9 protein-coding genes and 2 pseudogenes are annotated in these 12,490 nt (G+C 57.6%); 1 reads left to right on the top strand and 10 read right to left on the bottom strand.

What is annotated here, in order from left to right:
- Positions 1–37: 37 nt before the first annotated feature.
- Positions 38–334, top strand: a pseudogene (locus BM116_RS18030) (IS3 family transposase); the annotation flags it as partial.
- Here the strand turns inward: BM116_RS18030 and BM116_RS19310 are convergent.
- From BM116_RS19310 to BM116_RS18075, 10 genes and pseudogenes are all read right to left on the bottom strand, one after another.
- On the bottom strand, positions 331–456 hold the full coding sequence (locus BM116_RS19310; protein ID WP_328586215.1) for a co-regulatory protein PtrA N-terminal domain-containing protein: 126 nt from the start codon (positions 454–456) through the stop codon (positions 331–333). The pseudogene BM116_RS18030 and the gene BM116_RS19310 sit on opposite strands and share 4 nt — an antisense overlap.
- 142 nt (positions 457–598) lie before the next feature.
- On the bottom strand, positions 599–955 hold the full coding sequence (locus BM116_RS18035; RefSeq protein WP_083729224.1) for a copper-binding protein: 357 nt from the start codon (positions 953–955) through the stop codon (positions 599–601).
- Complete coding sequence (locus tag BM116_RS18040) at positions 952–4,116, bottom strand: efflux RND transporter permease subunit (RefSeq protein WP_083729222.1); 3,165 nt, start codon at positions 4,114–4,116, stop codon at positions 952–954. The genes BM116_RS18035 and BM116_RS18040 overlap by 4 nt, the downstream gene beginning before the upstream one ends.
- Entirely contained in the window at positions 4,113–5,561 is a 1,449-nt protein-coding gene (locus BM116_RS18045) for an efflux RND transporter periplasmic adaptor subunit (protein WP_003298792.1), read from the bottom strand. The genes BM116_RS18040 and BM116_RS18045 overlap by 4 nt, the downstream gene beginning before the upstream one ends.
- Entirely contained in the window at positions 5,558–6,811 is a 1,254-nt protein-coding gene (locus BM116_RS18050) for a TolC family protein (protein ID WP_083729220.1), read from the bottom strand. Before BM116_RS18050 ends, BM116_RS18045 begins: the two co-directional genes overlap by 4 nt.
- A gap of 92 nt (positions 6,812–6,903) precedes the next feature.
- Complete coding sequence (locus BM116_RS18055) at positions 6,904–7,284, bottom strand: hypothetical protein (RefSeq protein WP_083729218.1); 381 nt, start codon at positions 7,282–7,284, stop codon at positions 6,904–6,906.
- A gap of 80 nt (positions 7,285–7,364) precedes the next feature.
- Positions 7,365–9,728 carry a heavy metal translocating P-type ATPase gene (locus tag BM116_RS18060; RefSeq protein WP_083729216.1) on the bottom strand — a complete coding sequence of 788 codons (2,364 nt, stop codon included), beginning with the start codon at positions 9,726–9,728 and terminating at the stop codon, positions 7,365–7,367.
- A 226-nt stretch (positions 9,729–9,954) separates the two neighbouring features.
- On the bottom strand, positions 9,955–10,308 hold the full coding sequence (gene tnpC / locus BM116_RS18065; RefSeq protein WP_083729214.1) for a Tn3 family transposase post-transcriptional regulator TnpC: 354 nt from the start codon (positions 10,306–10,308) through the stop codon (positions 9,955–9,957).
- A pseudogene (locus BM116_RS18070) lies at positions 10,305–12,230 on the bottom strand (Tn3 family transposase); the annotation flags it as partial. The pseudogene BM116_RS18070 and the gene tnpC, both read right to left, overlap by 4 nt.
- 41 nt (positions 12,231–12,271) lie before the next feature.
- On the bottom strand, positions 12,272–12,490 hold a 219-nt coding region (locus BM116_RS18075; protein WP_139222376.1), incomplete at its 5' end, for a transposase.

Consider the following 12,490-nt stretch of genomic DNA (forward strand, 5'->3'; position numbering starts at 1 on the left):
CAAAGCACAGTATCCACTTGACACTTAGAAGGGCGTCCAAGGTAGCCAATTCAGCAGCGGTGACTGGCAGAGCTTCCTGAAAGCCAATAACTTGCTTGGTAGCATGAGTCGGCGTGGTAACTGCCATGACAACGCGGTAGCGGAAAGTTTTTTCCAACTGCTGAAGCGGGAACGGATTAGGCGAAAGATCTACAGCACTAGGCAGGATGCTCGCGCTGACGTGTTCGACTACATCGAGATGTTTTACAACCCAAAACGCCGACACGGTTTCAACAACCAGCTGTCACCGGTAGAGTTTGAAAGGCAACATTTACTGAGCCTGGAAAGTGTCTAGGAAATCCGGGGCGATTCATCATTTAAGCGATTCAGCGTACGTTCGCTTCCGCCTTCGGCCATTGCAAGCGAGGAAGCAACGGTCAGAATAAAAGGAACGATTACTTTGGTTATGCGGTTCATGGTTTGCACCTCTTGGTTAGTTGATGCCTGTAGATTAAAGGCTTGCTACTTACAAGAAGCTGTTGCCAAGGTTACAAAGCGGTAATCGCTTCATTCTCGTGTTGGTACGACCGCCGCGCCTGCGGCGGTCGCTTTCTGCTCTTTACTGCTTTTCGATGCGCGTAATGGTGGAATCCATACCTTCCGAGGAGAACTCGAATTCGACCTGGTCCCCTTCTTTCAGCGTTTGGAGCTGATCAGGCTTTGCTTTGAAGCCCATCGTCATCGACGGCCAGCCCAACGCTTCGACCGGGCCGTGGGCAATGGTGACGGTTCCGCTCTCGGTGTTTACTTTCTTGACCGTACCTGTGGCTGTAGCGGTCTGTCCCGCCGACTTCTGGTCCATTGGCATGTTCATGCCTTTGTGATCCATCGGCATGCCGTCCATTGGCTCCTTGTCGGCGGCATAGGCGACTGGTACTAGGAAGAGTGAGGCAAGGGTGATGTGCTTGATGTTCATAGATGTTCTCCAGGGGAGTTGGTTGCTTGCTGGGGTGTTACACGCAATTGCCGGCGGCGCATCAGCAGGTAAGCTGCCGGCAGAACGAACAAGGAGAGCAAAGGCGCGGTGATCATGCCGCCTACCATTGGCGCGGCGATGCGGCTCATGATTTCGCTGCCGGTCCCGCCGCCCCAAAGGATGGGAAGCAGACCGGCGATGATTACTGCGACAGTCATGGCCTTAGGGCGCACCCGTTGCACAGCGCCTTCGCGAATCGCGTCGAGGAGGGCGCCCTCACTTTGAGCTCCGGCATCAAGGCGCTCGATCCAGGCATTCTTTAGGTACAGCAACATGATCACACCGAACTCTGCAGAAACCCCTGCGAGCGCAATGAAGCCGATACCTGTCGCGACGGAGAGGTTGTACCCCAGCAGATACAGGAACCAGACGCCACCGGTCAGGGCGAATGGCAGCGTAGCCATGATGAGCAGCGCCTCGCCAAAGCGGGCAAACGTGAGGTAAAGCAAGACAAAAATGATCAGCAAGGTAGCCGGCACGACGAGCTTCAGCTTCGCATTAGCTCGCTCCATGAATTCGAATTGGCCGGAATAGCTGATGCTCATGCCGGACTCGAGTTGGACCCCTTCGCTGATTTTTTTCCTCAGATCGCCCACGACCGCCGCCATGTCGCGGCCACGAACATCAACGTAAACCCAACCCGATAGCCTTGCGTTTTCGCTTTTGAGCATGGGCGGCCCATCGGTCACCTGTACCTTGGCCACCGTCCCCAAGGTGATCTGACTGCCTTGCGGCGTGTAGATAGGCAGGTTGCGCAGATCGGTTATCGAGTCGCGCCATTCGCGACCATAGCGGAGGTTGATCGGATACCTGGCGAGCCCTTCCACGGTTTCACCAATGGTTTGACCACCGATGGCACCGGCCACAATCGATTGCACGTCCGCGATATTCAGGCCGTAGCGTGCGGCGGCGACACGATCGATATCCACATCGATATACCTGCCGCCGGTCAGTCTCTCAGCAAGCGCCGAACTGACCCCAGGCACCGTTTTGGCGATTTTTTCCACTGCCTGGGTGGCGTTGTCGATCTGTGCCAAGTCAGTGCCATACACTTTCACCCCGATCGGGCTCTTGATACCCGTCGCCAGCATATCGATACGGTTTCGAATCGGCGGGATCCACAGATTGGCTAATCCAGGTACCTGTACGGTGCGATCCAACTCCTCAACCAGCTTGTCAGGCGTCATCCCAGGGCGCCATTGATCCTTCGGCTTGAACTGAATGGTCGTCTCGAACATTTCCAGCGGGGCGGGATCGGTAGCGGTGTCGGCTCGACCAGCCTTGCCGAACACATGTGCGACCTCTGGAACCGTTTTGATCAGCCGGTCTGTCTGTTGCAATAGCTCGGAAGCCTTCTGAGCGGAGAGGCCTGGAAGTGCAGTGGGCATATAAAGGAGGTCGCCTTCATCCAGCGGTGGCAAGAACTCCCCACCGAGGCGAGAGGCGGGCCACAAGCCAGTCAGAAAAACCAGAACCGCCACCAGCAGGGTCATCTTGGGCCAGCGCAGCACCGCATCCAGGGCCGGCTTGTAGATCCAGATGAGGCCACGGTTGAGCGGATTGCGGTGTTCATCCGGGATTTTGCCCCGTATCCAATACCCCATGAGTACTGGAACCAGCGTGACGGACAGGCCCGCGGCGGCCGCCATTGCATAGGTTTTGGTGAACGCCAGTGGACCGAACAGTCGGCCTTCCTGCGCCTCCAGGGTGAACACTGGTATGAACGACAGCGTGATGATCAGCAGGCTGAAGAACAGTGCCGGCCCGACTTCAACGGCCGCGTCAGTGATTACCTTCCAGTGCTCTTGGCCCTTCAAAGTTGAGCCAGGATGCCGCTTGTGCCAGCCCTCGATGTGCTTGTGGGCGTTTTCGATCATGACGATTGCCGCGTCGACCATCGCTCCGATCGCGATCGCGATGCCGCCCAACGACATGATGTTTGCGTTGATGCCTTGCCGCTGCATGATGATAAAAGCAATCAGGATGCCGATCGGCAACGAAACGATGGCGACCAGAGATGAGCGCAGGTGCCACAGGAATATTGCGCAAACCAGCGCAACGACAATGAATTCCTCGATGAGCTTGTGGGTGAGGTTTTCAACGGCACTGTCGATCAGCTTGCTACGGTCGTAAGTCGTGACGATTTCAACGCCTTCGGGAAGGCTCGCTTTGAGCTCATCAAGCTTGGTTTGAACGGCAGCGATGGTTTCGCGAGCGTTCTTGCCGCTACGCAGGATAACGACTCCACCGACTACCTCACCTTCGCCATCAAGCTCGGCAATACCCCTGCGCATTTCCGGGCCGAGCTGGATATGCGCAACGTCCCCTAGCGTCACAGGCACGCCGCCGTCGAGACGCAAAGGAATGGCTCGAAAGTCCTTGAGAGTCTCCAGATACCCTGTCGCACGAACCATGAACTCGGTTTCTGCTAGCTCTAGAACGCTCCCGCCAGTTTCACGGTTGGCCTCATCGATCGCCTTTGCAATCTGCTGCTGCGTCACGCCCCTGCTGGCCATGCGTACGGGATCGAGTACGACCTGGTACTGCTTGACCATCCCGCCTATGGGCGCGACTTCCGCCACGTTGGGCAATGTTTTGAGCTCATAGCGCAGAAACCAGTCCTGCAGGGAGCGCAGCTGCGAGAGGTCATGTTTGCCCGTTCGGTCCACCAAAGCATACTGGTAGATCCAACCAACACCCGTGGCGTCGGGCCCCAAGGCAGGTTTGGCGGCAGCGGGAAGCCGACTCTGCACCTGACTCAGGTACTCAAGCACCCGCGAACGGGCCCAATAGAGGTCTGTGCCGTCCTCGAACAGGACGTACACGTAGCTATCCCCGAAGAAGGAGTAGCCGCGGACTGTCTTCGCGCCGGGGACAGACAGCATGGTCGTCGTCAGCGGGTAGGTGACCTGATTCTCGACAATCTGCGGCGCCTGCCCTGGGTATGGCGTGCGAATTATGACCTGAACGTCGGAAAGGTCTGGCAACGCATCGACAGCGGTGTTCTTGACCGACCAGATACCCCAGGCGACCGCAAACAAAGTGGCGAGCAAGATCAGTAAGCGGTTGGCCACTGACCATCGGATTATGGCTGCGATCATTGCTGGCCCCCGAGCTTCTCGATGCGCTCGATGATCAGGCCTTCGTCGCTTTCACGCACGCCAACACGGACGCGGTCGCCCGTTTGCAAGCCTGATAAGAGGGACTGATCGGCAACCGGGAAGGACATGGTCATCCCAGGCATGTTCAGCGTCTTGAACGGCCCATGTGACAGGCCAACCATGCCATCTTCCAGGCTGACGACCGTGCCTTCAGCCTCGTGCAAAGCAGGACCGGTGGAAGATGTAGGCTGCTCCAAACCCTGAGCGGTCAGTCCGCGTAGGCTAGCCTCGGAATCCAGGAGGAACTGACCGGACGCCACCACCTTCTGACCGGCTTCCAGCCCTTCAAGTACCTCTGTTTTGTCATCGAATTCTCGACCGGTGCGGACCTCAACGGGACGGTAACGGCCTTCATCCTCAGCGAGCATCACCAATGCTCGCCGGCCGGTGCGAATGACCGCCTCGGTTGGGATGACCAAGGCATCTTCAACATTGCGACTCAACGTCACCTCGGCCGTCATGCCAGGACGAAGCCGCTGTTGTGGGTTAGGTAGCTCAACCCGGACACGCACAGTGCGGCTATCCAGGTTGGCCTGCGATAGTACAGTCTGGATCGTTCCTTCCAGCGTTTCGCCCGAAAAAGCGGGCAGGCGCGCAGTTACTGATTGCCCAGGCGCTAAATGTGCGATCTGCGCCTCTGGTACTGCAACTTCTAGCCAAACCGTGTCCAGCCCATTGACACGCGCAAGAGATGCGCCGGCGGGTACGGTCATGCCCTCGCGGACATCAAGACTTTCTAATACGCCACCGATCGGGCTCGTCACGGTCCAGACGGGGCGCGCTTTACCGGTCCGTTCCAGCTGCGCAATGACCTCTGCCGGCATGCCGGCAAGGCGCAACCGCTGACGGGCTGCTGCGAGCAGCTGGGGTTCGCCGATCTTTCTCAGTGCTAGGTACTCTTCCTGTGCAGCAGCCCACTCAGGGATAAGCAGATCTGCAAGCGGCGCCCCTTTCTCAATGACGTCTTCCGGCGCTCGGTCGTAGACGCGCTCGACGAAGCCCCCGGCGCGCGCCTGCACGACAGCCACGTCTCGCTCGTCAAACATCAATGCACCTGTGGCTTCGAGCGATTGGCTAATTGACTCACGTGTTGCGGTCGCCAGGCGCATGCCAAGGTTCTGCGTCACGCTCGGATCGATGCTCATCGACGCCCCGTCGCCTCCCTCATCGGCATAGCGCGGGACTAGATCCATGTCCATGAATGGGGACTTTCCTGGCTCATCGAACTTCTGTTGCGGATACATCGGGTCGTACCAATAAAGCACCTCCTTGCCTTCATCTGCCGCTTGGGCAAAGACAGAAGTAGACAGAGCGACAAGGCTCGCCGTACTGATAATCAGCGGGAGGCTTAGGACGACGGCCAGCCGTTTGAGTTGAAATGTCATGGTCGGGTATCTCCAAAGGCGAAATGCAAGCGGGCGTTGCTCAGCGATCGGTCGCGGGCTACGTCAATACGACGCAGGCGGGTCTCGACAAGCTGGCGGCGCGCGTCGATCACGGCGGTCAGCTCGCCGTTCCCGGCGCGGTAGTCCGCCATGGCAAGGCGGACCTTCTCTTCAGCGAGGGGTAGTAAGGTTTTGTCGAGGCGGATGAGTGCGCGGTCCAGACGCTGATACTCAGCGAGGTCAGTACTCAGCTCTTGGTTGTACAGGCGCAAGGTCGCTTGGCGCTTAGCCTCGATCTGGGCAAGGCGAGCTCGTTCGGCCGCGATCTTCGGATCCTGCCGAGAGCTGGTAAACAGCGGCAGGTCGAAGCTGACGCTGAGGTTCACCATGTCGCCGTACTCACGGCCACGTCGCAGGTAGTCGATCCCCCAACTCCAATCCGGTGTTTTCTCTGCGATGGCCTGGTGAACCTTTGCCTCCGCTTCACGAGTCATCGGGTCGAAGGCGAGTAACGCCCGGTGCCGGTTCAGGTTGTGCTGATAGTTATCAATGGCGGCAAGCCATTGCGGCCAGTCACCTGTAAGCGGCTGGCCTGCTAGCTCGCCTATCCAGCGCCGGAGGCCGGCCCGCGCAACAGCCTGGTTACGCAGCAGCTCATCCTCTTGTTCAGCCAGCAATGCTGCCTCTTGCCTCGGAAGTACGCTGTCTGCGGTTAGTCCGCTGCCGCCAGCAATGCGGGCCTCAACAGCCCGCGAAAGGAGCTGATTCTCGCTGTAAAGCTGCTTGAAAAGGCTTAGCTTCTGCTCGACCGCGAAGCTAGCGATCCATGCCTCGGCGGTTGCTTGGCGCACACCGAGACGTTCAACCGTTTGCTGGGCGTTTGCGAGCGCAACACTAGCCTGCGCGGCCTCGACACGAGCGCGCCTTTTCGCTCGGTTTGGCACATCTTGCATGACCCCAACCATTTGCATGGTCATGGCCTCTTGCTCCAACTGCCAGCGAGCGTCACCTTCAATGGGCACGTTTTGCAGGCCAAGCTTCAGTTTTGGGTCAGGGAGCTCGCCTGCTGGGATGGCTGCGCTACGCGCTGCCTCTAGGTTGGCGGCTTGCGCATGCAGCGAAGGCGCGTCTTGCTCGGCCACGCTCAGAGCTTGTTCTAAGGTCAAAGCGGACGCTAACCCTGGAAACGAGAGCGCGCCCATGATCAAGGCGGCCACGTACGGCGGCGCCCAATAAATACGGGGTTTCATTTGCGAAGGATTCCTGATCTTTCATGCGAGCCAAAGGCGCGCAGTAGCCGGCCCGAATGCTCACTCGGGCGGTTCCTATAATTTGATCGGAATTAGACGCGGGGTGGACGCCAGACGGCGTCTAAAAGGCTAGAGGGGATCAGGCCGTTATAGGGAGTGGTCACGGGTTCAGCAGCAGGCATCAGCTGGGCTTTTATTGAGACAAGCTGAAGGATACTTGCAGTTTTGCATTCTTGGCCCGTCTTGCAGACGGTCGCCGTTCCATGCTCATTCGCTTCACAGCACTCGTGTTCAGCACCATCATCGGCGCCAACCATCGAAGCGTGGTCGGTCGTCATGGCGCCCACACCTTCCATATCGGACATCATGTGATGCCCGGACGATCCAACCGTCATGAGCATTTCCGCTATCCCATTGATCGGAAGCGCGAGCACTAGCAGCAGGATAAGGAAGGAGCGCATGTAGGACTTCATATTTTCAGTTTACGGGGCAATTCATGAGCAATCAATGAGGCAATCGGTCGCTTCGCAACCGAAGCCTAAGCCGACAGGCTTCAAACTACACGCGCTTTACGGAGCCGGAGGGCGTTGAACACAACCGATGCTGAGCTGAGGCTCATGGCCAGGGCAGCAATCATCGGAGACAGCAACAGTCCAAAGAACGGATAGAGCAGACCTGCAGCAATCGGGATGCTCAACCCGTTGTACATAAATGCAAACAGAAGGTTCTGACGCATATTGCGAACTGTCGCCACCGAAAGCGTACGGGCGCGAAGTATTCCCATCAGGTCACCTTTAACGAGCGTGACTTGGGCGCTATTCATCGCGACGTCGGTACCCGTACCCATCGCGATGCCTACGTCAGCCCTAGCGAGAGCCGGAGCGTCATTTATTCCGTCGCCTGCCATGGCCACTACTTTACCGAGGGCTTGTAGCTTAACCACCAGCGCCTCCTTGTCCTGCGGCTTCACTTCACCATGCACTTCATCGATCGATAGCTCACGAGCCACCGCGCGGGCAGTGGTAAGCCCGTCGCCGGTGGCCATGATGACTTGCACGCCCTCCGCTTGGAGCCGCGCTACAGCTTCCTTGGACGTCGGTTTGATCGGGTCCGATACGGCCAGCAAGCCGGCAAGTGCCCCATCAACAGCCAGGTAAACAATGCTGGTACCGCTCTCTCGCATTTTTTCTGCCTGATCTTTCAACGGCTCGACGCTCACACCCGCATCCTCCATAAGCGCGGTGTTGCCTAGCTGTAGCTGCTTGCCTTCCACCAGACCACGGACTCCGATCCCTGACCCTGACTCGAAGGTCTCTGGCTTTACCAACTGAATACCCTCGCTTCTCGCATGGTCCACGATGGCGTGGGCTAGGGGATGCTCGCTACCTTGATCCAAGCTGGCAGACAAACGGATGACTTCCTGAGCATCGAACGGCGTGACGCCTACCGCCCGATCGAAAACAGGTCGGCCCTCGGTTAACGTTCCAGTTTTATCGACAATCAGCGTGTCTACCTTACGGACATTCTCGATGGCGCCTGCGTCTCTGAAAAGCACACCGCTTCCAGCCGCTTTGCCTGTGGCAACCATGATCGACATAGGCGTTGCCAGGCCAAGTGCGCAAGGGCAAGCAATGATCAAAACCGCAACTGCATTGATCAGGCCGAATACCCAGCCCTGGTCAGGCCCGAACAGGCCCCATGCAAAGAATGTCAGCAAGGCGATACCGATGACCGTCAGCACGAAATAACCTGCAACCGTGTCTGCCATTCGCTGCATGGGTGCTTTGGAGCGTTGTGCATTCGCAACCATCTGGACGATTTGTGAAAGCATGGTCCCGGAGCCAACCTTAGTGGCTCGCATGACAAGCGAGCCGCTCGTGTTCATCGTCGCGCCGATAAGCGAATCGCCTGTCCGCTTCGTCACCGGAACCGGCTCGCCCGTTAGCATGGATTCATCGACGGCGCTCTCGCCCTCCAATACCTCTCCATCAACGGGTACCTTTTCACCAGGACGAACGCGCAGATGGTCGCCCTCATGAACATGTGTGAGCGGGATGTCCTCCTCTGAACCATCTTTGGCGATACGGCGAGCGGTTTTAGGTGATAAGCCAAGCAGGGACTTAATTGCCGAGGACGTCTGCGAGCGGGCCTTCAATTCCAGCAACTGGCCCAGCAGAGTCAATGAAATGATCACCGCGGCGGCTTCGTAATAAACGCCTATCCGGCCGCCTACTGTGAATGACTCTGGAAACATGCTCGGTAAGAGGGTTGCTACGACGCTGTAAATATAGGCAGCCCCCGTGCCAAGCCCGATCAAGGTCCACATGTTTGGGCTGCGATGTTTGACCGAGGCGAGACCGCGCGCGAAAAATGGCCAGCCTGCCCACAAGACAACCGGGGTCGTGAGGGCCAGTTCAACCCAGTTCTGGCTAGCCCCGTGAAACAGCGGTATCGCATGTCCCGCCATGGCCAACAGTGTCACTGCTACGGTCAGGGGCAGCGACCACCAGAATCGTTTCGAAAAGTCCTTGAGTTCAGGATTTTCCTCCTCGTCGAGTTCAGGAATCAGCGGTTCCAATGACATCCCGCAAATAGGGCAATCACCTGGCCCCATTTGGCGGATTTCAGGGTGCATTGGGCAGGTGTACTCTGTCGTTGCATCACCGGCGGGTGGTTTCTGTGCGGGTGGGGTAGATGCCCGAGAGGAGGTCCCATGAGCCTGCGGTGCAGCGAGATATCGAGCAGGGTCGGAACGAAACTTGGACTGGCAACCCTGGCTGCAGAAGCGGTAAGTGCTTCCCTGATAATGCTCTTGATGCTCGCTATCCTCTTCCACCTTCATCCCGCAGACGGGGTCTGTGAGTGCTGCAGTACCTTTCGTTTGGTCGGGCTGGTGATGGCACTGCTGAGAGGACATACGGGGCACCTTAAGGATTGGTTAGCGACGAACTTGGCCTATTGCAGGGACATTTGCGGTTTTTCAATGCTTGCAGCGTCTGACAGCCAGTATATGCAAAGCGTCCTGACCAAAGGCTGGAGTAACCATTACATTTCTGTCAGGTTCTCTGGTATGTCAGGTCGTATGTATGTTGAAGCGAGCTGCTGAAAAAGTAGCTCGCGCAGATACCGCCTGCTGGCCTAGCCTATGCCTCCATTGTTCGATGCTCGGCCGCTTCATTTTGATGAATACCGAACCGTGCAAAAGCCAGCGCCTCAAGATCCGTCTGTAGAGATTCGGCCTCTGCCCAGATACAGGCACTCTCGGCAGGCACCGTAAGAGCGATGCCCTCAACTATCGTCAGAACCATCGCATGCAATCTCAGCAGCTCATCGCGAATGGCGGTGGTTCCGCCCATTTCTAGCGAGCAGGCGTCCAATCGATCAACCAGCCGGAGCAGTTGAGGGGTGTCGAAGCCGTCGCGCAAGTTTTCCAACGCCACTGCATCGACTTCGCCGTACGGTGTAACGCGAAAGGATGCGGGAGGAACATTGATCATGTGGTTTTCTCGGTATCTAGCTGGCGAGGGGTGATCACCCGCAGCGAGCCGGCAGCTTGTTGGAACACCAAGTCCTTGATCCAAGGCTCCGGTGGCCGGTTGAGCTTGAGGTTGAATTCGCCGAAGCGCTTGACGTTGCTGGTCAGGTAAGGGCTGAGGAACGACACGTCCTCGTCGGTGAACTGCCAACCCTCTCGGGCCAATTTCTTCAAGATGCGCATCATATCCACGGTGTTCTGCAGGATCACCGATGAGGCCACCATGTCGTTGTAGCGCAGACGTTTTTGCTGTTCGTCCGGATCGTTTTCGGCAATCACGTCGCCACCGAACGAAAGCCACTTCGAGAAACCGTTGTAGGACTCGATCTTGTTGGTGTTCGCGGTGACTTCCTGGCGCAACTCGCGGCTGCCGATCCAGTTGAGCAGGAAGATCGTACGGATCACTCTGCCCAGCGCCTGTGCCGCATGGTAGAGCTTGTTGCGCCGGCTGTAGGAGCCGAGTTTTCGCAGCAGCATAGGCGAGGAGATTTTGCCGACTTGGATGGACAGCGCGACCTGCATCAGATCTTGCCAGTGGGTTTCGATCAAGTGCCAGTCGGCAGTGTCGGTGAACAGGCGGTTGATATGCTTGTACGACGCGCCGCGATCCGGCCGGCACATCACCAGGTCACGCCAGTTGCGGATACGCGGCATCAGGTTGATGCCCAGCAGATGGGTGAAGGCAAAAACTGTCGCCGATTGCCCCTGCGTATCTGAATACACAGTGTCTGCCTCAACACTGAGATCAGCCTTTAGCAGCCCCTCAATTACGTAAATCGCCTCCCAGATGCCAGGTGGGATGAAGTGCTGGAACACAGCGATGTAGTTGTTGGCCACGTGCCGATAGGCCACGGCACCCATCTTGCGGTAGCGGAAGTGGTAGCCGGCCAGCAGGTTGTCATCATAGAAGTCGAACTGCGTGCCGTCCGCTGCCACCGCCTTGCCATCGCCCCAGAGCTTAGGCAGATCAAGTTGCAGATAGAGTTCCACCAGCTCGCGGTTAGCCTTGTCCAGCTTCTCCAACGATAGGTGGCGGCGATTCGTATAGGACAGCATGTGTGGCGTGACATTACCGGCCAGATGCCGCGCGGCCTGGTTGGGGCCGAGATTGCAGCCCATTGCGAAGATGGTCATCAGATAGCGCTCGGCAGGCTCTTTGAGCTTCGGCTCGTTGCCGGACATCGGCCCGAAATGTCGAGTGAACTGAATCCAGTGCTCGATGTTGGCCATGATGTCGAGTACGTGCCTGGCCGGCATGCGTTGCATGAGGGCCGTCTGTAGCGAGATGGCCGATGGCGGGATGTCGCGCGCCGTCACTCGGCGCAATACCGGTTCGCCGGCTTCGTTGATCGATACGTCCCCTCGGCAAGAGGGGAATTTGTCATCCAGTTGCTGCGCGGTTTCCTCCAACTGGGTCTTGAGGGAGGTAACAAATTCCTTCGCCGTGCCAGGCAGTTCCATCTTTTCGCAGTAGGCTGGTAGTCGCTGGAGACATTCGTCCAAGGGTAGCAACTGCTTGCGATAGTCGGCGAAGGATTCCGACCCTTGTACGCACATGTCACCGGATCGCAGTTCGTTGGCCAGGTAGGAGAATACGCAAACTTCCAGATAGCGCCGGTTGGTCGGTGGCCCCTCACTGGCAGAACGACGAACGACCTTGACCCAGCGCTCCGACGCAAACGACAAGTCGACGTGCTCGTCGATCCACTCGCGGTGCAAATTCTCGCTGTCCTGTATCAGTTGAAGTGCCTGAACCAGCGACCGATCCTGAGTCGTGGGCTCCAGTTGGAGAAGGTGGCTGAGACGGAACAACAGCGAGCGATGGGACCTGAAATGCTTCCAGATCAACGGCAGGTAGTTATTACCGCCGGTAGCCTGGACTTCGGGAGGGTGTGCAGAATTCTGTGTAACCGGGGATGGGGTTACTACTGTGGCAGCCTGCCTTCGTAGCTGATCGTAAAGCGTGTCAGTGCCGCTTTCCAGTCACGGATCGGCATCGTCCATTTCTTGCTGATGTTGCGTAGCGCCAGATAGAACAGTTTCAGCAGCGCCTCGTCGCTGGGGAACGAGCCGCGGTTCTTGGTTATCTTGCGCAAACTCATGTTCACCGACTCAATGGCGTTGGTGGTATAGATCACTTTGCG

The organism is Halopseudomonas pachastrellae, assembly GCF_900114765.1.
In the GTDB taxonomy this organism is placed as follows: domain Bacteria; phylum Pseudomonadota; class Gammaproteobacteria; order Pseudomonadales; family Pseudomonadaceae; genus Halopseudomonas; species Halopseudomonas pachastrellae.